The sequence below is a fragment of the Kocuria sp. LUK genome, assembly GCF_021012935.1.
Lineage (GTDB): Bacteria > Actinomycetota > Actinomycetes > Actinomycetales > Micrococcaceae > Kocuria > Kocuria flava.
Window position 1 is genome coordinate 128,653 of the sequence record NZ_JAJMZI010000005.1, and the last position, 25,612, is coordinate 154,264.

The window sequence follows — 25,612 nt, forward strand, 5'->3', positions numbered from 1 at the left end:
GGGGCGTTCCTTTCGTGGTCGGTGCCGCCGGCCGCTCGGTGCGCGGGCACGGCCGGTCAGCGGCGGGGGGCGCCGACCATGGTCCGGTAGGCGAGCTCCCGGAGCCGGGTGGGCACGAAGCGGTACCCGCCGCGGACCACGACGTTGCGCACCCATTGTAGGGAGCTGACGTGGCCGATCCCCCGCAGGCGGGCCTGCAGCGCCAGCTCGGCCCGGAAGACCCGCATCCCGCCCCGGCGCTCGTAGGAGCCGGCCGAGACCCGGTAGCCCACGAGCGGCTCGGCCACGTTGGCGACCCGGGCGCCCGCGCGCAGCATCCGCACCCACAGCCAGTAGTCCTCCGCGAGCGGCACGTCCTCGTAGCCGCCGACGGCCTCGACGGCGGAGCGGCGCAGCACGACGGTGGGGTGGCTGACGGGGTTGCGGTGGCGGGAGACGGCCAGGATGTCCCGCTCCCCCACCGGGGCCCGGCGCAGGGCCAGCGGGCGGGTCTCGTCGTCGCCGATCTCGTGCATCGACGAGCCCACGAGGTCGGCCCCGGCCTCGAGCAGCGGCAGCTGCACGGCGAAGCGGCGGGGGTAGGAGACGTCGTCGGCGTCGGCGCGGGCGACGAGCTCGTGCCGGCACCGGGCGAGCCCGGCGTTGAGGGCGGCGGTCAGCCCGGCGTTGACCGCCAGGTCGACCCGGACCACCGGGACGGGCAGCTCCCGCTCGAGCCGGGCCAGCTCCGCCTCGACGGGAGCGGGCACGGGCCCGTCGCGCACGATCACGAGCTCGGCGGGCCGGCGCCGCTGCTCGACGGTGCTGGACTCCGCCGCCCGGCGCACCCGCTGCGCGGTGTCGCCCCGGTAGACGGGCATCAGCACCGAGAACGGCGCCCCGCTCACCGCGGCCCGCCGAAGCCGCGCCCGCGCATGCCCTCGGCGTAGCGGGCCGCCGTCTCGGCCAGCCCGCGCAGGTCCCCGCGGCGCAGGTAGTGCAGGGGGTAGCCGACGAGGTCGGCGCCGAGCTGGACGACGCGGCGGTAGTGCCACGTCGTCCAGCCGCGGTTGCGGAAGAAGTGCGCGCGCTTGAACGCGGTGCCCGGCACCACGACCTTCAGCCGGCCGGGGAGCACCTCGTGCTCCTCGTCCCAGCCCGGCGGGTGGGCCACGGCCGTGCGCGTGCTCGTGCCGAAGGCCACCCCGGCCCGGCGCAGGCGCACGAGGAAGTCGACCTCGTCCCCGCGCAGGAACAGCCGCAGGTCGGGCAGGCCGATGCGGAAGAAGACGTCCTCGGCCACGAGGGCGCCGTTGAAGAACGCGGCGTAGCCGGGCAGGAACCCGAGCGGCTCCAGGGCGGCGCGGGAGCGGGTGAGCCGGCCCCCGAGCCGGTAGGAGAAGGCCAGCGCCCCGTGGTCCTGGGGGGCCACGACCAGCGGGGAGACCACGGACAGCTCCCGGGCCTGCGCCTCCTCGAGGAGCACGGCGAGGCAGCCCGGGTCCACGGGCCGGGCGTCGTCGTCCATGAGCCACACCCGCTCGGCGCCCGTGGCCAGCGCCGTGAGGATCGCCAGCGCGAAGCCGCCCGCCCCGCCCAGGTTGGCCAGGGAGCGCACGTGCTCGAGCCGGAACGCCCCGTCGACCGCCGCCTCGAGCCGCTCCCGCGGGACCTCCTCGCGCCCGGCGTCGACGAGGCACAGGGAGGCCACGGGCACGGTCTGCTCGCGCAGGGCGGCGACGAGGGCGAGGACGTCCTCGGGCCGGTCCTGGGTGACGCAGGCCACCGCCACGGTCGGCGCGGGCTTCGACGGCATGCGGGGTCCTCCAGGGGTGCGGGGCGGGCCGCGGGGGTGCGGGCCCGAGGGGCGGGGAGCCCGGCCGAGTCTAGCAAGGCGTCCCCGCCAGGACCGGGCGGGGACCTCGTCCGCAGCGGCACGGCGCCGCGGGCGGGCCCGGGCCGGGCGCCCGCGTCCGGCCGGGGCGGGCGGCCCCGGCCCCGGGTCCCGGTCCGGGCCGGGGCCGGTCTGTACGATGAGCGCAAGGATCCGGACCCGACGGCGGCGCCCCCGGGCACCGCCGCCGGCCGGGCGCAGCCGGCAGGAAGGAAGGCACCGTGACATCGAGGACCTGGGCAGTGCTCGGAGCGACCGGGTTCGTGGGCTCCGCGACCGTGGCCCGGCTGCAGGCCGACGGGCAGCGCGTGGTCCCCGTCGCCGCGCCGCGGCTGGCCTCCGGGGCGCACACGGTCCACCACCTGCTGCAGCAGGCCGGCCGGCTCGAGTCCGTGCTGGACTACCTCGCGGAGTCCTTCGCCGGCGCCGACGTCGTGCTCAACGCCGCCGGGCTGGCGGCCCCGGACCAGCGCCACGAGGAGTCGCTGATCGGGGCCAACGCCCTGCTGCCCGTGCTCGTCGCGCTCGCGGCCCGGCGCACGAGCGTGCGCCGGGTCCTCCACGTCAGCTCCGCGGCGGTGCAGGGCGACGTCGACGTCCTCGACGAGACGCCCACGGTGCGGCCCTTCTCCCCCTACTCCTTCTCGAAGGCCCTCGGTGAGAGCGCGCTGCTGAAGCTGCGCCGCGACTGGGTCGACGACCCGGACGCGCCGGGGGTGACCGTGCTGCGCGCGACCTCCGTGCAGGGCTCCGGGCGGCGCACGACGGCCCGCCTGGTGCGCTTCGCGTCCTCGCCGGTCAGCTCGGTGGCCGGGGACGGCACGGCGCACACCCCGGTGACCTCCGTGCACGCCCTGGCCGAGTTCACCTCCCGCGCGGGGCGCCACGCCGGGACGCTGCCGCCGGTCGTGCTCCAGCCCTGGGAGGGGGCGACGACGGCCTCGATCCTGCGCGACGCCGGGCGGCGGGAGCCGCTGCGGCTGCCGGCGCCCCTGTGCCGGCTGGTCGTGGACACCGCCTTCGGGCTCTCGGCCCTGGCCGGGCACCGGTGGCACGGGCTCGTGCGCCGGCTCGAGGTGACCTGGTTCGGCCAGCGGCAGGCGCGCGGCTGGGCCGAGGAGCACGACGCCGTCCCGGAGCCGCGCATCGGCGAGGTGCTGCGCCAGGCCCACCTCGCCGCCGGGCGCCGCCGCCGGGGCTGAGGCCCGGCACGGGCCCCCGGGGCTCCCCGGACGCGCGGGCTCCGCGTGCGCCGGTCCCCGGGTGCGCCGTCTCCTGCGCCGCACCCGTCGGTGCCGCCCCCGGACCGTCCGGGCGTCGGCGCCGCCCCGGGGCGGTCGCCCGGGGGCGGTCGCCCGGGGTGGAGGCTCCGGTCCCGGCCGGTCCCCCGGCCGGAGCGGTTCAGTCCGTGCCGAGCCCCCGGGCGACCAGGCGCGCCGCCTCCTCGACCGGCAGCGGCGGCTGCGGCCCCGCCGGGGCCTGCGGACCGCGGCGGGCGCGGTCCTGGTCCACGGCCGGCGCCGGTGCCCCGGCGGAGCGGGCCACGAGCGTCGCGGCGAGGTGCTGGTCCTCGGCCGCCGCGGCCGGCCCCGGCGTGCGCGGCGGCGCGGCGCCCCCGGCCGGGACCGTCGTCCCGGCCGGCTGCGCCGGTCCCCCGCCCGCGGGGCCGGCACCTCTCGCGCCGGTGCCGTCCGTGCCGGCACCGTCCGTGCCGGGGGTGGCCGCGGGCTCCGGGGCCTCCCCCGGGGCGGGGTGCGCGGCCGGGTCCACGGCGTGCGCCCCGGTGCTCCCGGGCGGCGGGACGGCGGCGGGCTCGTCGCCGGCCGTCACGGCGGGCACGACCTCCCGCAGCCGCTGGAGCGGGATCGCCCCCTGGCGCACGACCACCGGGACCTCCCCGGTGCAGTCGACGATGGTGGAGGCGACCGGGTCGGTGCCGGGCTCCCCGCGCGGGCCGTCGTCGAGGTAGAGCTCGACCGACTCCCCCAGCATCGCGGCCGCCTCCTGCGCGGTGGTCGCCGCGGGCCGGCCGGTGCGGTTGGCCGAGGACACGGCCAGGGGGCCGGTCTCGATCAGCAGCGCCCGCGCCACGTCGTCGTCGGGCACGCGCAGCGCGACGGTCCCCCGGGTCTCCCCCAGGTCCCAGCCCAGTGAGGGCTGCGCGTGCAGGATCAGGGTCAGCCCTCCGGGCCAGAACGCGCGCGCGAGCGCCCGGGCGTCCTCGGAGACCTCGTCGGCCAGCCCGTCGAGGACCCCGGCGTGGGCGATGAGCACGGGCGGGGGCATGGCGCGGGTGCGGCCCTTGGCGGCCAGCAGGCCGGTGACCCCGCGGGCGGAGAACGCGTCCGCGCCGATGCCGTAGACGGTGTCGGTCGGCAGCACGACGCACCCGTCGGCGGCCAGGGCCCGGGCGGCGTGCTTGAGGCCGGCGGCGCGCTCGGCGACGTTGCTGCAGTCGTAGACGGTGGTGCTCACGGGCTCATTCTCCTATCTCGTGGCGGCGTCCGGGCGGCGGCCGGCGGTGGCGCGGTCGCGGCCGGTCAGGTCCTGGTGGCCGGTGACCCCGGTGAACCCGGCCCCGGCGAGGATCCGGGCGACGGCCCCGGCCTGGACCTCGGCGTGCTCCATCACGAAGTACCCGCCGGGGCGCAGCAGCCGCACCGCGGAGGCCACGGCCGCGCGCGGGAGCTCGAGCCCGTCCTCCCCGCCCCCGTACAGGGCCAGGTCGGGGTCGTGCTCGCGGGCCTCGGGCTCCCGGGGCACGGCCCCGGCGGGGATGTAGGGCGGGTTGGAGACGACGACGTCGCAGCGGCCGGCGAGCTCGGGGAAGGCGGTGCGCAGGTCCCCGCGCACGAGCTCGGCGCCGGTGCCGCGCAGGTTCTCCGCGGCCCACGCGTGGGCCGCCCCGGACAGCTCGACGGCGTGCACGCGGGCCTGCGGGACCTCGTGGGCGACCGAGGCGGCGATGGCCCCGGAGCCGGTGCCCAGGTCCACGACCCGCGGACGGTGCACCCCCTCGGCGAGCCGGCGGCGCAGCTCGTCCACGACCGCCTGGACCACGACCTCGGTCTCGGGACGGGGCACGAACACGCCCGGGCCCACGGCGAGGCTCAGGTAGCGGAAGTGGGCGACCCCCGTGAGGTGCTGCAGGGGGACGCGGCGGGCGCGCTGGGCGACGAGCTCGGCGTAGCCCGCCGGCTCGTCGGCGCCGATCACGGCGCGCGCCTCGACCTCGCCCCGCGACAGGCCCAGGAGGTGCCCGGCCAGCAGCAGCGCGTCCGTGCGGGCGGACTCGACGCCCGCCCCGGCGAGGACCTGCTCCGCCCAGCGCACGGCCTGGCCCAGCGATCTGCTCACCGCCGTCCCCCGCTCAGCCCGACTGCCGGCCGAGGGCCTCGAGCCGGACCTTCTCGTCCAGCTCGATCGCCGAGCGCACCACGGGCTCGAGGTCCCCGGCCATCACGTGGTCGAGGTTGTAGGCCTTGTAGCCGGTGCGGTGGTCGTTGATCCGGTTCTCGGGGAAGTTGTAGGTGCGGATCCGCTCGGAGCGGTCCATGGTGCGCACCTGGGAGCGGCGGGCGGCGGCGTTCTCGGCGTCGAGCTGCTCCTGCTGGTGGGCGAGCAGGCGGGCCCGCAGCACGCGCATCGCAGCCTCCCGGTTCTGCAGCTGCGACTTCTCGTTCTGCATGGCCACCACGATCCCCGTGGGCAGGTGGGTGATGCGCACGGCCGAGTCCGTGGTGTTCACGGACTGCCCGCCGGGACCCGAGGAGCGGTAGACGTCGATCTTCAGGTCGTTCTGGCTGATCTCGACCTCCTCGGGCTCGTCCACCTCGGGGAAGACGAGCACGCCCGCGGCCGAGGTGTGGATCCGGCCCTGCGACTCGGTGACCGGGACCCGCTGGACGCGGTGCACGCCGCCCTCGTACTTCAGCCGCGCCCACACGCCCTCGGCCGGGTCCGTGGCGGAGGACTTCACGGCGAGCTGGACGTCCTTGTAGCCGCCGAGGTCGGACTCGGTCGCGGAGATGATCTCCGTCTTCCAGCCGCGGGACTCGGCGTACTTGACGTACATCCGCAGCAGGTCCCCGGCGAACAGGGCCGACTCGTCGCCGCCCTCCCCCGCCTTGACCTCGAGGATGACGTTGCGCCCGTCGTCCGGGTCGCGCGGGATCAGCAGCCGGCGCAGCTTCTCCCGGGCCTCGTCGAGCTGGGCCTCGAGCGCGGGGATCTCCTCGGCGAACTCGGGCTCCTCGGCGGCGAGCTCGCGGGCGGCGCCGAGGTCCTCCTCGAGGCGCCCGACGCGCCGGTGGGCCTCGACCACGCCGTTGAGCTCGGCGTAGCGGCGCCCGAGCCGCCGCGCCCGCCCCTGGTCGGCGTGGACCGCGGGGTCGGCCAGCTGCTGCTGGAGCTCGGCGTGCTCGTCGAGCAGGGACTGGATGGGGTCCTGCATGGGGCGCTCCTCCTGGGGGACGCGGCGGGTGGGGCCGGGACCGGCGGGGTCCCGGCACGACGACGCCGCCGCGGCCCCGTCCGGCTTCCCGGGCGGGGCCGCGGCGGCGGCGGGGTGCTAGCGGTCGTTCTCGGCCTTGACCGACAGCGTGGTCTTCTGGACCTGCAGCAGGAACTCGGTGTTGGACTGGGTGTCCCGCAGCTTGTTCGTGAGCAGTTCCAGGGCCTGCTGCTGGTCGAGCCCGGAGAGGACGCGGCGCAGCTTCCACATGATCTTGATCTCCTCCGGCGACAGGAGGTTCTCCTCGCGGCGGGTGCCCGAGGAGTTGACGTCCACGGCCGGGTAGATCCGCTTGTCCGCGAGCGAGCGGGACAGGCGCAGCTCCATGTTGCCGGTGCCCTTGAACTCCTCGAAGATGACCTCGTCCATCTTGGACCCGGTCTCCACGAGCGCGGTCGCGAGGATGGTCAGCGAGCCGCCGTTCTCGATGTTGCGCGCCGCGCCGAAGAACTTCTTCGGCGGGTACAGCGCCGCGGAGTCCACGCCGCCGGAGAGGATCCGGCCGGAGGCCGGGGCGGAGAGGTTGTAGGCCCGGCCCAGGCGGGTCATGGAGTCCAGGAGCACGACGACGTCCATGCCCATCTCCACGAGGCGCTTGGCGCGCTCGATCGCGAGCTCGGCGACCGTGGTGTGGTCGTCGGCGGGGCGGTCGAAGGTCGAGGCGATGACCTCGCCCTTGACGGTGCGCTGCATGTCCGTGACCTCCTCGGGGCGCTCGTCGACGAGCACCATCATGAGGTGGACCTCGGGGTTGTTCGTGGTGATCGCGTTGGCGATCGACTGCAGCATGAGGGTCTTGCCGGCCTTCGGCGGGGAGACGATCAGGCCGCGCTGGCCCTTGCCGATCGGCGCCACGAGGTCGACCACGCGCGGGCCGATCTTCTTGGGCTCGGTCTCCAGGCGCAGCCGCTCCTGCGGGTAGAGCGGGATCAGCTTCCCGAAGTCGACCCGGTCCTTGTTCTCCTCGGGCGTGCGGCCGTTGACCGTGGTCAGCTGCACGAGCGCGTTGAACTTCTGCCGGGAGCTGTTCTGCTGCTCGCCCTCGCGGGGGGCGCGGATCGCGCCGACGACGGCGTCGCCCTTGCGCAGGCTGTGCTTCTTGACCTGGGCGAGGCTGACGTAGACGTCGTTGGGGCCCGGCAGGTACCCGGAGGTGCGCACGAACGCGTAGTTGTCGAGCACGTCCAGGATCCCGGCCACGGGCAGCAGGACGTCGTCCTCGGTCAGCTCGGTGTCGTCCACCTCCGGGCCGCTGCCGCGGCCGCGGCGGTTGCGGCGCTCGTTGCGCTCGGCGCGGTCGTTGCGCTCGGCGCGCTCGTTGCGGTTGCGGTTGCGGCGGCTGCGGCGGCTGCCGCCCTCGCCGTCCTGGCCGCCCTTGTCCTGGCGGCCGTCCTGGCCCTTGGCGCGCTGCTGGCCGCCCTTGTCCTGACGCCCGCCCTGCTGGTCCTGGCCGCCCTTGTCCTGACGCCCGCCCTGCTGGTCCTGGCCGCCCTTGTCCTGGCGCCCGCCCTGCTGGTCCTGGCCGCCCTTGTCCTGGCGCCCGCCCTGCTGGTCCTGGCCGTTCTGACCGCGGTTGCGGCCCCGGCCGCGCCCGCGACCGCCGTCCTGGTCGCCGCCGGAGCGGTCCTCGCCGCCGCGCGCGCCCTGGGCGCCGCCCTCGGCCTCGGTCTGCTCGCCGCGGGGCGCGGCCTGCTCGGCGGGGCCCTCCTGCGCGGCGCGCTCCGCGGGGGCGTCGGGCGCCTCTGCGGCGACGACGCCGTCGCTGCCGGCCCGGCGGGAGCGCGAGCGGCGGGCGGGCTGCTCGACGGCCGGGGTGGTCTCCGCGGGGGCGTCGGTGCGGGTCTCGGCCTTCTCCGCGGTCTTCTCGACGGTGCGTGCGATCTTCTCCTCGACCGCCTTGTCCCGGTCGGCGACCGCGCCGCCGCGCTGGTGGGCCGCGATGGCGTCCACCAGCAGCGACTTGCGCATCCGGCGGGCGCCGGTGATGCCCAGCTGGGAGGCGAGGGCCTGCAGCTGCGCGAGCTTCAGCGCGGACAGCCCGGCGCTGCGCGGATCGGCGGTGGTCTCGTCCGTACCCGTGGAAAGGTCGGTGGTCTCGGTCACGAAGTGTCCTTCTCCCTCGGTGGGGGGTCCGTGGATCTCAGAGTCCAGGACCGTGGATGGGGTTCCCGGCGGGCCGCGAGAGCGGGCCGCCTGCGGCGCGGCGCACGGGGGCGCGGCGGCCTGGGCGAGCAGGTGGCACCCGGAGGATGCGGTGCACGACCGGTCGTGGTGCGGGCCGGAGGTGCCGGCGGCAACGAGGAATCCGCTGTCGTCGGGAGGTCACCGGAAGTCCGGGGTGCGGAGACGAGGTGGGCCGGTCATCTGCCCGGGGCGAGGCCCCTCGGGATGCCCGCCGTCCTCGCCGCGCGGTGCGCGGCCTCCTACCCCTGGATCTGCTGCGGGTGCTCCTCCAGCTTAGCACCCTGCCCGTCGACGCGCAGGCGCAGGACACGCCACGCGACGGAGCCGGCGTCGGGGGCCGTCAGCTCGGCCACCGCCCGCTCCGCCTCCGCGGCCGCACCGGTCCCGGCCGCGAGCACCAGCACGGTGGGCCCGGCCCCGGAGACGACGGCGGGCAGCCCCCGCTCGCGCAGGCCCTGGACGAGCCGCGCGCTGGGCGGCATCGCGGCCGCCCGGTAGGGCTGGTGGAGACGGTCCTCGGTGGCGGGCAGCAGCAGCTCGGGGCGGCGGGTCATCGCCTCCACGAGCAGGGCGGCGCGACCGGCGTTGACGGCCGCGTCGTGGTGCGGGACCTGCGCCGGCAGCAGCGACCGGGCCAGCCGGGTGGGGACCTCGTAGTCGGGGATCGCGACGACCGGCACGACGTCCTCGTGCACGGCCACGGGGGCGCTGGACCACCCCTCGCCGTCGGCCCACGAGATGACCAGCCCGCCGTAGAGGGAGGGGGCCACGTTGTCCGGGTGGCCCTCCATGGCCGCGGCCACCTGCAGCACCCGCCGCGGCCCGAGGGCGCGCTCCGGCGGCAGCAGGGCCTCGGCGGCGAGCACGCCGGCGACGACGGCGGAGGCGCTCGAGCCCATGCCGCGCCCGTGCGGGATGCGGTTGCGGGCCTCCAGGCGCAGCCCCGGCATCTCCTCGACCCCGGCCGCCCGGAAGGCGGCGCGCATCGCCCGCACCACGAGGTGCCCGGCGTCGCGCGGCACGGCCTCGGAGCCCTCGCCGTGCAGCGCGAACTCGAGGCCGTCCTCGAGCACGGTCACGGCGAGCTCGTCGTGGTGGGCCAGCGCCAGGCCGAGGCTGTCGTAGCCCGGCCCCACATTGCCCGTGGAGGCCGGCACGGTCACCGCGACCCGCCGGCCGATCTCGAACAGCTCCGAGCCCATGCCCCGCCTACTCCAGGCCGAGGGCGTCGGCGACGGAGACCACGTCGAAGGGCACGCGGCGCGGCTCGACGAGGGAGGGGTCCTCCCGCTCGGCGGCCTTGATCGCCCACTGCGGGTCCTTGAGGCCGTGGCCGGTCACGGTGATCACGACCGTCTGCCCGGCCGCCAGCTCCCCCGCGGCGTGCTTCTGCAGCACCCCGGCCACGCCCGCGGCCGAGCCCGGCTCCACGAACACGCCCTCCTTCGCGGAGAGCCAGCGGTGGGCGGTGAGGATCTCGTCGTCGGAGACCGCCCCGATGAGCCCGCCGGACTCCTCGCGCGCGGCGACGGCGGAGTCCCACGAGGCCGGGTTGCCGATCCGGATGGCCGTGGCGATGGTGTCCGGCTCGGTCACCGGGTGCCCGAGCACCAGCGGCGCGGCGCCCTCGGCCTGGAAGCCCCACATCACCGGCAGCCGCGTCGACACGGCGGGCAGTTCCTCGCCGGAGGGTGCGGTCCACGGGCGGGCGTACTCCTGGTAGCCCTTCCAGTACGCCGTGATGTTGCCCGCGTTGCCCACGGGCAGCACGTGCAGGTCGGGGGCGTCGCCGAGGGTGTCCACGACCTCGAAGGCCGCGGTCTTCTGCCCCTCGATGCGGTAGGGGTTCACGGAGTTCACGAGGAAGACCGGGTAGGACTCGGCGAGCTTGCGCGCGACCTCGAGGCAGTTGTCGAAGTTGCCGTCCACCTGGATGATGTCCGCGCCGTGGGCCACGGCCTGGGAGAGCTTGCCCATCGCGATCCGGCCCTCGGGCACGAGCACCGCGCACGTGAGACCGGCCTGCTTCGCGTAGGCGGCCGCGGAGGCGGAGGTGTTGCCGGTCGACGCGCACACGACCGCCTCGGCGCCCTCCTCCTTGGCCTTGGTGATGGCCATGGTCATCCCGCGGTCCTTGAAGGAGCCGGTGGGGTTCATCCCCTCGAACTTCAGCCAGACCGTGCAGCCGGTCAGCTCGGAGAGGGCCCGGGCCCGGATCAGCGGGGTCCCGCCCTCCCCCATCGTGACGACGTCGGTCGACTCCGTGACCGGCAGCCGGTCGCGGTACTCGTTGATGACGCCCTGCCAGACGTGTGCCATGTGCTCGAACTCTCCTGTGGGCTGCTGCGGATGGGACGGGGCGGTCCGGCCGGCGGGGCCGGGCCGCGGGCGCCGGGCGGACCGGCGCGGGTGCTCAGTCGGCGTGCTCGACGCGGATCACGCCGGCGACCTCCTCGACGAAGGCCAGCTCGCCGAGGGCGTCCACCGTGGCCACGAGGTCCTTGTTGGCGCCGCGGTGGGTCACGAGGCGGATCTGCGCGAGGTCGGGGGCCCCGCCGGGGTGGTCGGTCTGCTGCATGGTGAGGATCGAGACCCCGTGGTCGGCGAAGACCTGGGCGATCCGGGCGAGCACGCCCAGCCGGTCCTGGACGGTGAGCGTGATGGAGAAGCTCGTGCGCACGTCGTCCATGGGCACGGCCGGCAGCTGCGCGTGGGGCTCCGCCACCTGGGCCGGGCCGCCGAGCACGAGCCGGCGCGCCGCCGAGACGAAGTCCCCGAGCACGGCCGAGGCCGTCGGGGCCCCGCCGGCGCCGGCGCCGTAGAACATCAGGGACCCGGCGTTGGCAGCCTCGACGAACACGGCGTTGTAGGCCCCGTGCACGCCCGCCAGCGGGTGGTCGCGGCGGATCATGGTCGGCACCACGCGCAGGTTGACCCCGCCCGGGCAGCGCTCGCAGATCGCCAGCAGCTTGATGACGTAGCCGGCCTCGCGGGCGGCGGCGACGTCCTCGGCGGTGACCCCGGTGATCCCGCGGCAGTAGACGTCGTCGATCGTGAAGGTGGAGTGGAAGGCGATCGAGGCGAGGATCGCGGCCTTGGCCGCGGCGTCGTGGCCCTCGACGTCGGCGGTCGGGTCGGCCTCGGCGTAGCCCAGGCGCTGGGCCTCCGCGAGGGCGTCGCCGAAGCTCGCGCCCGTGGTGTCCATCTGGTCGAGGACGTAGTTGGTCGTGCCGTTCATGATGCCCAGCACCCGGTCCACCCGGTCCCCGGCGAGGGAGTCGCGCATGGGCCGCACGATGGGGATGGCCCCGGCCACGGCCGCCTCGTAGGACAGCGGCACGCCCGCGGCGTCGGCGGCGTCCTGCAGCTGCCGCCCGTGGCGGGCGATGAGCGCCTTGTTGCCCGAGACCACCGGCTTGCCGGCGTGCAGGGCGCGCAGGATGCGGCTGCGGGCGGGCTCGATGCCGCCGGTCAGCTCGATCACCACGTCGGCGGCGTCGATCAGCGCCTCCGCGTCGGTCGTGAACAGCTCGGCGGGCAGCTCCACGGTGCGGCGGGCGTTGACGTCGCGCACGGCGATGCCGGCCAGCTCCACCGGGGCGCCGACGCGGGCGGCGAACTCGCCGCCGTGGTCCAGCAGGGTGCGGGCGACCTCGGCGCCGACGTTGCCGGCGCCCAGCAGGGCGACGCGCACGGTGCGCCCGGCGGCCGCCGGGTCGGTCTCGGTTCGGGTGGTCTCGGGGGTGGTGTCGCTCACTCAGGCTCCCAGGTCGCGGGCCAGCAGGTCGTCCTCGGTCTCGCCCCGCACGATCAGCCGCGCGCCGGGCTGCTCGCCCTCGGTGCGCACGGCCACCACGGGCGGGCGGGGGACCCAGTTGTAGTTGCTGGACAGGGCCCAGCAGTAGGCGCCCGTGGCGGGCACCGCGAGGACGTCGCCGGCGGCGAGGTCCTCGGGGAGGTAGACGTCGCGCACCACGACGTCGCCGGACTCGCAGTGCTTGCCCACCACGCGGGAGAGCACCGGCCCGGCCGCGGCGGGACGTCCGGCGAGCACGGCCGTGTAGTCGGCGCCGTAGAGCACCGGCCGGGCGTTGTCGCTCATCCCGCCGTCCACCGAGACGTAGCGGCGCTGCGCCCCCGGTTCGACGGCGACGGTCTTGAGGGTGCCGACGGTGTAGAGGGTGCAGCCGCTGGGCCCGGAGATCGCCCGGCCGGGCTCGATCGACAGGTGCGGGACGGCGGTGCCGAGCGCCCGGGCGGCGGCGGCGACCTTCCCGGCCAGGGACTCGGCGATCTCGCGGGCCGGGCGGGGGTCGTCGGCCTCGGTGTAGGCGATGCCGTAGCCGCCGCCGAGGTCGAGCTCGGGCAGCTCGGTGCCGAAGCGCTCGGCGGCCTCGGCCGCGAGCGCCAGCACCCGCTCGGCGGCGAGGCCGAAGCCCTCCGCGTCGAAGATCTGGGAGCCGATGTGGCAGTGCAGCCCGCGCAGGTCCAGGGCGGGGTCGGCGGTGCACGCGGCCACGGCCTGCAGGGCGGGGCTGTCCCCGCCGTCCTCGGGCGCGGCCAGCGAGAGCCCGAACTTCTGGTCCTCGTGGGCGGTGGCGATGAACTCGTGGGTCGAGGCGTGCACCCCCGGGGTCACCCGGATCATCACCGGGGCGACGACGCCGAGGCCTCGGGCCAGCCGGCCCACGAGCTCGATCTCGGCCAGGGAGTCCACGACGATCCGCCCGATCCCGGCCTCGAGGGCCCGCACGATCTCGGCGGCGGACTTGTTGTTGCCGTGCAGCGCGATCCGCTCCGGGGGCATGCCCCCGCGCAGGGCCACGGCCAGCTCCCCGCCGGAGGCGGTGTCCACGTTCAGGCCCTCCTCGCGCACCCAGCGCACGACCTCGGTGGTCAGGAAGGACTTGCCCGCGTAGTAGACGGAGACCTCGGCGCCCAGCGGGGCGAAGGCCTCGGCGAAGGCGTCGCGGAACTGCCGGGCGCGCCGGCGGAAGGCGTCCTCGGAGTACACGTAGAGCGGGCTGCCCCAGCGCCCGACCAGCTCGTCGGCGGGGATCCCCCCGACGGTGAGCCGGCCCGCGGCGTCGCGGCCGAAGTCCTTCGGCCAGATCGCGGGGTCCAGGGCGTCGAGGTCCTGCGGGACGCTCAGCCAGGCGGGAGCCAGCGGGTTGCCGGTGCGGCGCTGGGCGTCCCCGGCGGCCGCGGCGCTCACATCCGCTCCGGGGCGCCGACGCCGAGCAGGCCCAGGCCGTTGGCGAGCACCCGGCGGGCGGCGTCGTTGAGCCACAGCCGGGTGCGGTGCAGGTCGGTCACCTCGTCGTCGCCCTGGGGGGCGACGCGGCAGGCGTCGTACCAGCGGTGGTAGGTGCCGGCGACCACCTCGAGGTGGCGTGCCACGCGGTGCGGCTCGCGGAACTCGGCGGCCTGGGCCAGCACCGAGGGGTACTGCCCCAGGGCGGCCAGCAGCTCGCCCTCCAGCGGGTGGTCCAGCAGGGCGGCGTCGAAGACGGGCTCCCCGGACGCGTCCGTGCGCGCGACGCCGGCGGCGGCGGCGTTGCGCCCGACCGCGCAGGTGCGGGCGTGGGCGTACTGGACGTAGAAGACCGGGTTCTCGTTGGAGCGGCGGGTCAGCAGGTCCAGGTCGATGTCGATGTTGGAGTCCACCGAGTAGCGGGTCAGCGAGTAGCGGGCCGCGTCCACGCCGACGGCCTCGACGAGGTCCTCCATGGTGACGACGGTGCCGGCGCGCTTGGACATCCGCACGGGCACGCCGTCCTTGACGAGGTTGACCATCTGCCCGATGAGCACCTCGACCCGCTCGGGCGAGTCGCCGAGGGCCGCGGCGGCCGCCTTGAGCCGGGCCACGTAGCCGTGGTGGTCCGCGCCGAGCATGTAGATGCACAGGTCGGCGCCGCGCTCGCGCTTGTCCTTGAAGTAGGCGATGTCCCCGGCGATGTAGGCGGCGTCGCCGTCGGACTTGATCACGACCCGGTCCTTGTCGTCGCCGAAGGCGGTGGAGCGCAGCCACCACGCGCCGTCGGCGAAGTAGAGGGAGCCGGAGGTCTTCAGCTGCTCGAGCAGGCCCTCGACGGCGCCGGAGTCGAACAGGGACTGCTCGTGGAAGTAGACGTCGAAGTCGACGCCGAACTCGTGCAGGGAGGACTTGATCTCGGCGAACATCAGCTCGACGCCCGCGGCCCGGAAGGCCTCCTGCGGGTCGCCGGAGTCGAGGATCCCGGGGTTCTCCGCGACCACGCGCTCGGCGATCTCGGTGACGTACTCCCCGCCGTAGCCGTCCTCGGGGGCCGACTCGCCCTTGGCCCGGGCCAGCAGGGAGCGGGCGAAGCGGTCGATCTGGGCCCCGGCGTCGTTGAAGTAGTACTCGCGCACCACGGAGGCCCCCTGGGCCTCGAGCACGCGGGCGAGGGAGTCGCCCACCGCGGCCCAGCGGGTGCCGCCCAGGTGGACGGGGCCGGTGGGGTTGGCGGAGACGAACTCGAGGTTGATGCGCGTGCCGGCCAGGGCGCCGGAGCGGCCGAAGGCCTCGCCCTGCTCCACGACCGTGCGGGCGAGCCCGCCGGCCGCCGCGGCGTCGAGGGTGATGTTCAGGAAGCCGGGCCCGGCCACGTCCACGGCGGCGACGCCGGGCGTGGTGCTCAGCCGCTCCTGGACGACGCCGGCGACCTCGCGGGGGGCGCGCCCGACCTTCTTGGCCAGCTGCATCGCGACGTTGGTGGCCCAGTCCCCGTGCTCCCGGTTCTTCGGCCGCTCGATGCGCACCTCCGGCAGCTCGGCGCCGTCGGCGAGCGCGAGCGCGCCCTCCGCCACGGCGTCCTGCAGGCATGCGGACACGGCGAGAGAGAGTTCTTCTGGAGTCACCCGGACAGTGTAACCGTGCGGCCCCGGCGGCCCGCGCGCCCCGGCCGCCGGGCCCGGCGCGGGGCCGGGTGCGCGCGGCGGCCGGGAAACCTGCTAGGATTCTCGAGGTCCGCCGCCCACAGCGGTGGAGCGCCCGCGTAGCTCAGTGGATAGAGCGTCTGCCTCCGGAGCAGAAGGTCGTAGGTTCGAATCCTGTCGCGGGCACCGGTGCGATGTCGCAGGACATCGGCAGGGCCCGGACCCACGGATGTGGGTCCGGGCCCTTTGTCGTGCCCGGAACGACGTTCCGGGCACCGGCACCCCCGGGCCGGCACCCGCGCCCGTGGGTGCCGGTCCGGCGCCGGGCGGGCCCCCGCTCCCCGGGCCTCCGGGACCGGGGGCTGCGCCGGCCCGCCCGGGGTCTCATCCGCGCCGGGCGACCGCCCGGTCGGCGGCCGGCGCCCTCCGCCCGCCGCGCCGTCCCACGACGTGGAGCAGGACCCCGACGGCGAGGACGACGCCGCCGCGCAGCCACACGGCGGTCTCCAGCTGGGTGAGCAGCACCAGGCACGACAGGACGGCCAGCACCGGCACCGGCGCCCACACGCGGAAGTGGCGGTGGGCCACCGCGTCCCGGCGCAGCACGAGCACGGCCGTGTTGGTGCTGAGGAAGACCACGAGCAGCAGCAGCACGACCGTCTCCGCGAGGACCACGACCCCGCCCGTGAGGGTCAGCAGGACCGCGGCCGCCGTGGTCGCGGCGATCGCGACCCAGGGGGTGCCGCGACCGGGCTGGACCCGGCCGAGCACCGCGGGGAAGAGCCCCTCGGCGGCCATGCCGTAGGTGAGGCGGCTGGCCATGATCATGGTGAGCAGCGCGCCGTTGGCGACGGCGACGAGGGCCAGGAGGCTGAACAGCCACGGCGGGACGGGCACGCCGGTGGCCGCGACCACGTCCAGCAGCGGCGCGCTCGAGGCCCCCAGCTCCTGCGCGGGCAGCGCGACCGAGGCGGCCGTGCCCACCAGGACGTACATGACCCCGGCCGCCACGAGCGCGCCGAACAGCGCCCGCGGGTACACCCGCGAGGGGTCGCGGATCTCCTCGGCGACGTTCGCCGAGGTCTCGAACCCCACGAAGGAGTAGTAGGCGAGCAGCGCCGCGCCCAGCACCCCGGTCAGCGGGTCGACCCCCTCCCCGAAGCGCACGGCCCGGCCGAGGTCGCCACCGCCCGCACCGACCAGCAGCGCCACCGCCACGACGACGAGGACCAGGCCCGAGACCTCGACGGCCGTCATGACGACGTTCGCGCGCAGGGACTCCTTGATCCCGCGGGCGTTGAGCGCCGCGACCGCCAGGAGGAACACCACGGCTCCGAGCGCGGGCGGTACCTCGACGAACGCCACGAGGTAGTCCCCGCTGAAGGCGAGCGCGAGGGCGGAGGCGCTGACGATGCCGGCGGCGAGCATGCAGAAGCCCACGAGGTAGGACACGGCCTGCGAGCCGAAGGCGCGGGCGGCGAACACGGCGGCCCCGCCCGCGCGGGGGTACTTGGTGACGAGCTCGGCGTAGGACGCCGCGGTGAGCAGGGCCAGCAGCAGGGCCAGCAGCATGGGGGCCCACGTCACGCCGCCGACCTCCCCGGCGATGGCGCCCACGAGGGCGTAGACGCCGGCGCCCAGGACGTCGCCGAGGATGAAGAGGAACAGGAGCGGGCCGGTGATGCGGCGCCGGAGACCGGTGCCGTCAGCAGACTGATCGTTCATGCTCCGCAGTGTAGGCCCGCGGGCGCCGCTGCCGCGCGGACGTCGCGGGGACGGAGCGCTCCGGCGCGGCTCAGGCCCCGTCGTCGTCGGCGCCCGGCCCGGGGCGGCGGCGGAAGCGGTCCGGGTCGAAGGGGCGCAGCGGGGCGTCGCCGAACTCGGCGTCGTCGGCGAGGTCCTCCGGGTGCGGCTCCTCGGTGGCGCGGCGGCGGTTGAACGCCACGATGGTCAGCAGCCCGCCGCCGACCAGGAACACCACGGCGAGCGCGGTGACCGTCACCGCGCGGGGGCCCAGGGGCACCGGGTCCTCGGCGGCGGCGCGGGCCAGGTGGATGATCGCCTCGGGCACGGTGAACGTCGCCGCGAACAGCGCGACCACGCCCGCCGCGAGCATCGCCCCTCCCCTGCGGCGTCGGCGGGCGCGGTGGGGGTCGGGACGGTGCGGCACGGCGGGGCTCTCCTGGCGGGACGGTTCGGGGCGGACGCGGCGGCGGGGCGGACCGTGAGCGGTCCGCCCCGCCGTCCGGGGTCCTGCGGGCCGCGCTCAGCGGCCGTCGTCGGTCTTGACGCTCTCGAACAGCGTAGCGTCGTCGAAGGCGTCCTGGCCCGCCCCCGGCTGGAGCCGGCGGAACTGCTCGAGCAGCCCCGGGACGGTCATCGAGCGCTTCTGCTCGTCGTCCAGCTCGAAGAGGATCCGGCCCTCGTGCATCATGATCAGCCGGTTGCCCAGCCGCAGCGCCTGCTCCATGTTGTGGGTGACCATCACCGTGGTCAGGCCCTGCTCGGCCACGATCTCGCCCGTGAGCCGGGAGACGAGGTCCGCGCGCTGGGGGTCCAGCGCCGCGGTGTGCTCGTCCAGCAGCAGGATCCGCGGCTCCGAGAACGTCGCCATCAGCAGGGCCAGCGCCTGGCGCTGACCGCCCGAGAGCAGCCCGACCTTCGCGCCGAGACGGTTCTCCAGGCCCAGCTCGAGGCTCGCGAGCTTCTCCCGGAACAGCGTGCGCCGCGCGCCCGTGAGCCCGGGCACCAGGCCGCGGGACTTGCCGCGCTGGTAGGCGATGGCCATGTTCTGCTCGACCGTCATGGTCGGCGACGAGCCCTTCATGGGGTCCTGGAACACGCGGGAGAGGTAGCGGGCCCGCTTGTGCTCCGGCAGCCGGGTGACGTCGTGGTCGTCGACGCGCACGGTCCCGGAGTCCGGGATGAGGGTCCCCGAGATCGTGTTGAGGATCGTGGACTTCCCGGCGCCGTTGGAGCCGATGACGGTGAGGAAGTCGCCCTCCTCGAGGCGCAGCGAGACGCCCGCGAGGGCGCGGCGCTCGTTGACGGTCCCGGCGAAGAACGTCTTGTGGACGTTGTCGATGGTGAGCACGGGTCACGCACCTGCCTTCGTGGTCGCGGGGGTGTCGGTGAGGTCGTCGACGAGCTGCGCGGCCTGGCTGGCCATGTGCTTCTCCCGGCGCTTGCGGAAGAACTGCAGCTGCGGGACCACGAGCGCCAGGACCACCAGCACCGCGGAGATCAGCTTCATGTCGGAGGGGTTCAGGCCGGCCTCCAGCGCCACGGTGATCACGAGGCGGTAGACGACCGAGCCGAGGACGACCGCGAGGGTCGCGATGACCACCGTGCGCGAGCCGAACAGGCCCTGCCCGAGGATCACCGAGGCGAGGCCGACGACGATCAGGCCGATGCCCATGCCGATGTCGGCGAAGCCCTGGTACTGGGCCACGAGCGAGCCCGCCAGGCCCACGAGGCCGTTGGACAGGCACAGCCCGAGGATCTTCTGGTGGTCGGTGTTGACCCCGAAGGAGCGGATCATGTCGGGGTTGTCGCCGGTGGCCTGCATGGCGAGGCCGGCGTCGGTGTACAGGAACCAGTCGAGGACGACCTTGACCACGGCCACCCCGAGCAGGAACAGGCCGATCCCCAGCCACGTGCCCGTGATGCCCATCTCCGCGAGCGGGGTGAAGACGGTGTCCTCGCGCAGCAGGGACAGGTTCGCCCGCCCGTCCATCACGCGCAGGTTGATCGAGTACAGCGCGGTCATCGTGAGGATGCCGGCGAGCAGGCCGTTGATGTGGGCCTTGGTGTGCAGCAGCCCCGTGATCAGCCCCGCGAGCGCACCGGTGACGAAGCCGGCGGCGGTGGCCAGCCACGGGTTGCCCCCGCCGAGGATGATCATCGCCGTCGTGGCGGCGCCCGTGGTGAAGGACTGGTCGACGGTCAGGTCGGGGAAGTCGAGCACCCGGAACGTGAGGTACACGCCGAGTGCCATGACCGCGTACAGCAGTCCGAGTTCGATTCCGGCTATCACTTCTGGTGGATCCGTTCTGGTCGGTGGGACGTGCGGGCCGGCCGGGTGCGGCGGCCCGGGCCGGGCGGTGCGGGCTCCGCCCGCCGGGGCGCCGGGCCCCGGGTGGGGGCCCGGCGCGCCGGGGCCGTCGGGCCCCGGCCGGCGCCGGAGGGCCCCGACCGGCGGGGCCCTCCGGGGCCTACTCGATGACCTGGTCGGCGTTCTCGCGCATCTCCTGGGGCACCTCGACGCCCATGCGCTCCGCGGCCTTGAGGTTGACGATCAGCTGGGTGTCCTCCTGGGACTCGACGGGCATGGACGCGGGGTCCTCGCCGTCCTGGAGGATGCGCAGGGCCATCTCGCCGGTCTGGCGGCCGAGCTGCTCGTAGTCGATGCCCTGGGTCACGAGGGCACCGCGCTCCACGGAGTCGCCCTCGCCCGCGATCAGCGGGATCTTCTTCGCCTCGGCGGCGGAGATGACGGCCTCGAGCCCGGCGACGACCTTGTTGTCGGTCGGGACGTAGATGGCGTCGGTGTCGAAGGACTCGGCGGCCTGGGCGACCTCGGAGGTGTTGGTCACCGCCTTCTCGACGACCTCGAGGCCCTCCTCGGCGGCCGCCTCCTTGGCCATCTCGACCTGGACCTGCGAGTTGGTCTCGCCGGAGCTGTAGATGATGCCCACGGAGGTGGCCTCCGGGTCGAGCTGCTTGATCAGGGCGATCTGCTCGGCCACCGGGTTCATGTCGGTCGTGCCCGTGACGTTGCCGCCCGGGGACTCGAGGGACTCGACGAGGCCCGCCTCGACGGGGTCGGTCACCGCCGTGAACAGCACCGGCTTGTCGGTCACGGACTGGGCGACGCCCTGCGCGGAGGGGGTCGCGATGGCCAGGACCAGGTCGGCGTCGGAGTTCGCGAAGTTCGACGCGATGTTGGTCGAGGTCCCCTGGTCGCCGGACGCGTTCTGGACGTCGAGGGTGAGGTTCTCGCCCTCCGTGTAGCCGCCCTCCTCGAGCGCCGCCACGAAGCCCTCGCGCGCTGCGTCGAGCGAGGGGTGCTCCACGAACTGGCTGATCCCGACGGTGGCCTCCTCGGCGCCCCCGCCGGAGGCCTCCGAGCCGCCCTCCGAGCCGCCGCACGCGGTGAGCAGCAGGGCCGAGGAGGTGAGCGCCGCTGTCAACGGGAACAGTCGCTTCATGGTGGTTCCTTTCTCGAAAAGGGTGATGCGATGGATGTTACCCGTCGTTCGGGAGGAAATGAGAGACAGCTCACAAGAGCGGACAATCCGGGCCCGCGGGCCGCCGCGGCACCCCGCACCGTCCACCCGGAGGGGCCCGCCGGCCGCTGGCGTCCGCCGGGCGGCCCGCGCAGGCCCCGCCCCGGTAGGATCGGGGGGCCATGACAGCATCCCCGCCCCGCACCCGTGCCGTCGTCTACCCCGAGGACCTCCCCGTCTCCGCGCGCCGGGAGGACATCATGCGCGCGATCGCCGACCACCAGGTGGTCGTGATCGCCGGGGAGACCGGCTCGGGCAAGACCACGCAGATCCCCAAGATGTGCCTGGAGCTGGGCCTGGGCGAGCGGGGCCTGATCGGCCACACCCAGCCCCGGCGCCTCGCCGCCCGCTCGGTGGCCGAGCGGATCGCCGCCGAGCTCGGCGAGAAGGTCGGCGCCACCGTGGGCTACCAGGTGCGCTTCACCTCCGAGGTGGGGCAGGACTCGCGGATCAAGCTGATGACCGACGGCATCCTGCTCGCCGAGATCCAGCACGACCGGCTGCTGCGCCGCTACTCGGCGATCATCATCGACGAGGCCCACGAGCGCTCGCTGAACATCGACTTCCTGCTGGGCTACCTGCGGCGCATCCTGCCGCGCCGGCCCGACCTGAAGGTGATCATCACCTCGGCCACGATCGACCCGGAGCGCTTCGCCCGGCACTTCGCCCCGGGCGCCCCGGACCCGGTCGGGCCCGCCGAGCGGCCCGGCACCCCGGAGGAGCCCGGGGGCGAGCCCGAGCCCGCGCCCGTCATCGAGGTCTCCGGGCGCACCTACCCCGTGGAGATCCGCTGGCGGCCGCTGTCCGAGCCGCGCTCCGGGGACGGCGGGGCCGACGCCGAGGACGCCGGCGACGGGCTGGAGGACGAGGACCGGGACCCCATCGACGCGGTCTGCGACGCCGTCGAGGAGCTCTCCCGCGAGGCCCCCGGGGACATCCTCGTGTTCTTCGCCGGGGAGCGGGAGATCCGCGACGCGCAGGAGGCCCTCCAGGGGGCCCTGAAGCGGATCCCGCGGATGGCCGAGGCCGAGATCCTGCCCCTCTTCGGCCGGCTGTCGATGGCCGAGCAGCACCGCGTCTTCGCGCCCTCGGGGCGGCGGCGGATCGTGCTGGCCACCAACGTCGCGGAGACGTCCCTGACCGTCCCGGGCATCAAGTACGTGATCGACCCCGGCACCGCCCGCATCTCCCGGTACTCGGCGCGCACCAAGGTCCAGCGCCTGCCCATCGAGCGGATCTCCCGCGCCTCGGCCGACCAGCGCGCGGGCCGCTGCGGGCGCGTGTCCGACGGCATCTGCATCCGCCTGTACTCGGAGGAGGACTACCTGTCCCGGCCCGAGTTCACGGACCCGGAGATCCTGCGCACCAACCTGGCCGCCGTCATCCTGCAGATGACCTCGGTGGGGGTCGTCAACGAGCCCGGGGACATCGAGCGCTTCCCCTTCGTGGAGCCGCCCGAGTCCCGGGCCGTGAAGGACGGCGTGGCCCTGCTGCGCGAGCTCGGCGCCCTCGAGGACCCTCGGGCCGGCTCCCCCGGCCGCCCCCGGCGGGGCGCCGGGGACGACGACGCGCGCCGCGGCCCGCTCACGGCCGTGGGCCGCCAGCTCGCGCAGCTGCCGGTGGACCCGCGGCTGGGGCGGATGATCGTCGAGGCCGACCGGCGCGGCTGCGCCCGGGAGGTCATGGTCCTCGCCGCGGCCCTCACCGTGCAGGACCCCCGCGAGCGCCCCCTCGAGAAGCGCCAGCAGGCCGACGAGGCCCACAGGCGCTTCATCGACGAGAACTCCGACTTCACGAGCTTCCTGCTGCTGTGGCGCTACGTCCAGGAGCAGCAGGAGGAGCTGTCCTCGACCCGGTTCCGGAAGCTGTGCCAGCGGGAGCACCTGAACTTCCTGCGGATCCGCGAGTGGCAGGACCTCTACGCCCAGCTGCGCCAGATGGGCCAGCAGGCCGGCATCCGGGTCGGCAAGGGCCGCGAGGTGGACCCCGTCGGCAAGGAGCGGGAGATCCACGTCTCCCTGCTCTCCGGGCTGCTCAGCCACATCGGGCTCAAGGACGAGCGCCGGCGCGAGTACCAGGGCGCCCGCGGCACCCGCTTCGCGATCTTCCCGGGCTCCAACCTGTTCAAGAGGTCCCCGGACTGGGTGATGTCCGCCGAGCTGGTGGAGACCTCCCGGCTGTGGGCCCGCGTCAACGCCGTGATCGACCCGCTGTGGGCCGAGGAGCTGGCCCCGGGGCTGGTCAAGCGCTCCGTCTCGGAGCCGCACTGGTCCCGGGCGCAGGGCTCCGTGCTGGCCTGGGAGAAGGTCACCCTCTACGGGGTGCCGATCGTCGCCCGGCGCCGGATCCAGTACTGGCGCGTGGACCCCGCCGGGGCGCGGGAGCTGTTCCTGCGCCACGCCCTCGTGGAGGGCGACTGGCAGACCCGCCACCGGTTCTTCGCCCGCAACCGGGCGCGACTGGCCGAGGTCGAGGAGCTCGAGAACCGGCTGCGCCGCAAGGACCTGCGGATCGACGACGAGGCGCTGTTCGCCTTCTACGACGAGCGGGTGCCCGAGTCCGTGGTCTCGGCCCGGCACTTCGACTCGTGGTGGCGCAAGGCCCGGGCGAAGGACGAGCACCTGCTGGACCTGGACCCCGAGCAGCTGATCGCCGAGGACGCCCGCGACTACGACGAGTCGCTCTACCCGCGCCAGTGGGTGCAGCGCACCCGGGACGGCGAGCTCGTGCTGGACCTCGACTACGAGTTCGCCCCCGGCGCGGAGCAGGCCGACGGCGTGACCGTGCGGGTGCCGGTGCTGTTCCTGAACCAGCTGGACCCGGAGCCGTTCCGCTGGCACGTGCCGGGCCTGCGCGCCGAGCTCGTCACCGCCCTCATCCGGTCCCTGCCCAAGGCCGTGCGCCGCCACTTCGTGCCGGCCCCGGACGTGGCCCGCCGGGCCGTCGAGGCGCTCGCCGCCGACTTCGACCCGGCGACGGACGCGCTCGAGCCCTCCCTCGAGCTGGTCCTGCGCCGGATGCAGGGGCACGTGGTCCCGCCCGGGTCCTGGACCTGGGAGGCCGTCCCGGCGCACCTGCGGATGCGCTTCCAGGTCCGCGACCGCCGCAACCGGGTGCTGGGCGAGGGCGAGGACCTGGAGGCGCTGCGGGCCGGGCTGCGCGACGAGATCCGCGCGGCCCTGGCCGAGTCCCTCGGCGCGGTGCCGGCCGGGCCGGCGGGCACCGCCGGGACGCGGGCCGGCCGGACGGACCCGCCGGGGCGGAAGGACCCCTCCGGGCGGGCCGCCGCGGCGCCGCGCGCGCCGGAGCAGGCGCCCCCGGCCCTGGAGCGCTCGGGGCTGACCGCGTGGCCGGCGCAGGACCTGCCGCGCACCGTGGAGTCCACCGTCGCGGGCCAGCGCATCACGGGCTACCCTGCGCTGGTCCCGGAGGAGGCCGCCGCGGGCGGGGCCACCACGGTGGCCGTGCGCATCCTCTCCTCGGCGGCCGAGCAGCACGCCGCGCAGCGCCGCGGCACGATCGCGCTGCTGCAGCGGGGCCTGCCCTCCCCCGAGCGCTACGTCCTGGAGCACCTGAACAACCAGGAGAAGCTCGTCTTCGCCCAGAACCCCCACGGGTCGGTGACGGAGCTGATCGCCGACTGCAAGGTGGCCGCGATCGACAAGCTCGTCCCCCCCGACCCGCCGTTCACGCGCGCCGAGTACGACCGGGTCCACGAGCACGTGCGCGCGGAGCTCATCGACACGGTCTTCCAGGTGACCGCGGTCGTGGAGCAGGTGCTCTCCGGCGCGGCGCGGGTCCGGCGCACGCTCAAGCGCTCGGCCTCGCTCGCCGCCGTCAACTCGCTCAACGACGTCAAGGCCCAGCTGGAGCACCTCGTGCACCCCGGCTTCGTGGCGGCCACCGGCTGGGCGCAGCTGCAGCACCTGCCCCGCTACGTGCGCGCCATGGAGGTGCGCCTGGAGAAGCTCGGCGGGCACCTGCAGCGCGACACGGCGAACCTGCTGCTCGTGCAGAAGCTCGAGGACGACTACGACGCCGCCCTGACCCGGCTGCCGCCGGCCGCGCCCGTGCCCGAGCAGCTGCGGCGGGTCGGCTGGCTGATCGAGGAGCTGCGCGTGTCGCTGTTCGCCCAGGAGCTGGGCACCGCCCAGACGGTCTCGGAGAAGCGCGTGCGCCGCGCCCTCAGGGAGGCCCTGGACGCCGCCCGCGCCTGAGGCGGGCGGCGTCCTGGACCGGGCGGCCCGGGCGCCCGCCCCTTCCGGGGCGGGCGCCCGGGGCCCCGCGGGTCAGCCGGCGGGCACGTGCTCCCCGTGCCCGGCCTCCCGCAGCGCGGTGCGCAGGCGCTCGGCGGCCTCGTCCATCCAGGCCGGGTCCGGATCGCGGATCACGTTGGCGAACTGGAACTGCTCGACCGACTGCGCCGGCCACACGTGCACGTGGGTGTGGGGCACCTCGAAGCCCTGGATCATCTGCCCCACGCGGGCGGGGCGCCACACGGCGTCGAGGGCCCGGCCGATGGTGCGCGAGACGGCCATCAGGTGCAGGGCGAGGTCCTCGGGCAGGTCGATCCAGTGGTCGATCTCCTCGCGCGGGACCACCAGGGTGTGGCCCTGCGCGAGCGGGTCGATGGACAGGAACGCCACGGCGCGCTCGTCGCGCCACACGAAGCGGCCGGGGATCTCGCCGTCGATGATCTTGGTGAACACGGTGCTCACGGGAACGCCTTTCGGTCGGGGGAAACGGTGCGGACGGGGTGCGGTGCGGCCGCCCGGAGCCCGCACCCGGGCGGGGCCGTTCCCGGGCGGGGCCGTTCCCGGGCGGGGCGGCCCCGGAGGGCGGGCAGCGGCGGGC

19 protein-coding genes and 1 tRNA gene are annotated in these 25,612 nt (G+C 75.3%); 3 read left to right on the plus strand and 17 right to left on the minus strand.

Annotated elements, in window-relative coordinates; translation table 11 throughout:
* Window positions 1-56: 56 nt before the first annotated feature.
* Together LQU92_RS10590 and LQU92_RS10595 are read right to left on the minus strand one after the other, a co-directional pair.
* Window positions 57-887, minus strand: a complete 831-nt coding sequence (locus LQU92_RS10590; RefSeq protein WP_308071621.1) for a glycosyltransferase — start codon at window positions 885-887, stop codon at window positions 57-59.
* The gene (locus LQU92_RS10595) at window positions 884-1,795 is read right to left on the minus strand and encodes a glycosyltransferase (RefSeq protein WP_101852064.1); all 912 of its coding nucleotides are present in this window, start codon (window positions 1,793-1,795) and stop codon (window positions 884-886) included. Before LQU92_RS10595 ends, LQU92_RS10590 begins: the two co-directional genes overlap by 4 nt.
* A 299-nt stretch (window positions 1,796-2,094) precedes the next feature.
* Between LQU92_RS10595 and LQU92_RS15170 the strand changes: the two genes are divergently transcribed.
* Window positions 2,095-3,075, plus strand: a complete 981-nt coding sequence (locus LQU92_RS15170) for an NAD(P)-dependent oxidoreductase (RefSeq protein WP_058859169.1) — start codon at window positions 2,095-2,097, stop codon at window positions 3,073-3,075.
* A 199-nt stretch (window positions 3,076-3,274) separates the two neighbouring features.
* On the opposite strand, the gene LQU92_RS10610 is transcribed toward LQU92_RS15170, so the two are convergent.
* The 9 genes from LQU92_RS10610 to argS form a co-directional block, all read right to left on the minus strand.
* Complete coding sequence (locus LQU92_RS10610) at window positions 3,275-4,348, minus strand: L-threonylcarbamoyladenylate synthase (RefSeq protein ID WP_230780573.1); 1,074 nt, start codon at window positions 4,346-4,348, stop codon at window positions 3,275-3,277.
* A gap of 12 nt (window positions 4,349-4,360) precedes the next feature.
* The gene (prmC, locus tag LQU92_RS10615) at window positions 4,361-5,230 is read right to left on the minus strand and encodes a peptide chain release factor N(5)-glutamine methyltransferase (RefSeq protein ID WP_230780576.1); all 870 of its coding nucleotides are present in this window, start codon (window positions 5,228-5,230) and stop codon (window positions 4,361-4,363) included.
* A gap of 13 nt (window positions 5,231-5,243) precedes the next feature.
* Window positions 5,244-6,326, minus strand: coding sequence for a peptide chain release factor 1 (gene prfA, locus LQU92_RS10620; RefSeq protein WP_101852060.1), 1,083 nt, complete (start codon window positions 6,324-6,326; stop codon window positions 5,244-5,246).
* Window positions 6,327-6,443: 117 nt separating this feature from the next.
* Window positions 6,444-8,489 carry a transcription termination factor Rho gene (gene rho, locus LQU92_RS10625; protein WP_230780579.1) on the minus strand — a complete coding sequence of 682 codons (2,046 nt, stop codon included), beginning with the start codon at window positions 8,487-8,489 and terminating at the stop codon, window positions 6,444-6,446.
* Between the two features lie 320 nt (window positions 8,490-8,809).
* Window positions 8,810-9,772, minus strand: a complete 963-nt coding sequence (gene thrB, locus LQU92_RS10630) for a homoserine kinase (protein WP_230780582.1) — start codon at window positions 9,770-9,772, stop codon at window positions 8,810-8,812.
* A 7-nt stretch (window positions 9,773-9,779) separates the two neighbouring features.
* Complete coding sequence (gene thrC / locus LQU92_RS10635; protein WP_058859174.1) at window positions 9,780-10,889, minus strand: threonine synthase; 1,110 nt, start codon at window positions 10,887-10,889, stop codon at window positions 9,780-9,782.
* Between the two features lie 94 nt (window positions 10,890-10,983).
* Window positions 10,984-12,327: a homoserine dehydrogenase gene (locus LQU92_RS10640; protein ID WP_374229690.1), complete on the minus strand. Its 1,344-nt coding sequence runs from the start codon at window positions 12,325-12,327 to the stop codon at window positions 10,984-10,986.
* Window positions 12,328-13,785 carry a diaminopimelate decarboxylase gene (gene lysA / locus LQU92_RS10645; RefSeq protein WP_230780584.1) on the minus strand — a complete coding sequence of 486 codons (1,458 nt, stop codon included), beginning with the start codon at window positions 13,783-13,785 and terminating at the stop codon, window positions 12,328-12,330.
* Complete coding sequence (gene argS / locus LQU92_RS10650; RefSeq protein ID WP_230780587.1) at window positions 13,782-15,452, minus strand: arginine--tRNA ligase; 1,671 nt, start codon at window positions 15,450-15,452, stop codon at window positions 13,782-13,784. The genes lysA and argS overlap by 4 nt, the downstream gene beginning before the upstream one ends.
* 131 nt (window positions 15,453-15,583) lie before the next feature.
* Between argS and LQU92_RS10655 the strand changes: the two genes are divergently transcribed.
* Window positions 15,584-15,656, plus strand: a tRNA-Arg gene (locus tag LQU92_RS10655).
* 198 nt (window positions 15,657-15,854) lie between these two features.
* Here LQU92_RS10655 and LQU92_RS10660 read toward each other — a convergent pair.
* From LQU92_RS10660 to LQU92_RS10680, 5 genes are all read right to left on the minus strand, one after another.
* Window positions 15,855-17,195, minus strand: coding sequence for an APC family permease (locus LQU92_RS10660; protein WP_230780590.1), 1,341 nt, complete (start codon window positions 17,193-17,195; stop codon window positions 15,855-15,857).
* Between the two features lie 70 nt (window positions 17,196-17,265).
* Window positions 17,266-17,640 carry a hypothetical protein gene (locus LQU92_RS10665; RefSeq protein ID WP_230780592.1) on the minus strand — a complete coding sequence of 125 codons (375 nt, stop codon included), beginning with the start codon at window positions 17,638-17,640 and terminating at the stop codon, window positions 17,266-17,268.
* A gap of 96 nt (window positions 17,641-17,736) precedes the next feature.
* On the minus strand, window positions 17,737-18,564 hold the full coding sequence (locus tag LQU92_RS10670) for an ABC transporter ATP-binding protein (protein WP_230780595.1): 828 nt from the start codon (window positions 18,562-18,564) through the stop codon (window positions 17,737-17,739).
* 3 nt (window positions 18,565-18,567) lie between these two features.
* The gene (locus tag LQU92_RS10675; RefSeq protein ID WP_058859180.1) at window positions 18,568-19,506 is read right to left on the minus strand and encodes an ABC transporter permease; all 939 of its coding nucleotides are present in this window, start codon (window positions 19,504-19,506) and stop codon (window positions 18,568-18,570) included.
* 178 nt (window positions 19,507-19,684) lie between these two features.
* Window positions 19,685-20,680, minus strand: a complete 996-nt coding sequence (locus LQU92_RS10680) for an ABC transporter substrate-binding protein (RefSeq protein WP_230780598.1) — start codon at window positions 20,678-20,680, stop codon at window positions 19,685-19,687.
* A gap of 200 nt (window positions 20,681-20,880) precedes the next feature.
* Between LQU92_RS10680 and hrpA the strand changes: the two genes are divergently transcribed.
* A complete protein-coding gene (gene hrpA, locus LQU92_RS10685; protein ID WP_230780600.1) occupies window positions 20,881-24,975 on the plus strand; it encodes an ATP-dependent RNA helicase HrpA in 4,095 nt (1,364 codons plus the stop codon).
* A 72-nt stretch (window positions 24,976-25,047) separates the two neighbouring features.
* Here the strand turns inward: hrpA and LQU92_RS10690 are convergent, their stop codons facing one another.
* On the minus strand, window positions 25,048-25,476 hold the full coding sequence (locus tag LQU92_RS10690; protein ID WP_230780605.1) for an HIT family protein: 429 nt from the start codon (window positions 25,474-25,476) through the stop codon (window positions 25,048-25,050).
* Between the last annotated feature and the right edge of the window lie 136 nt (window positions 25,477-25,612).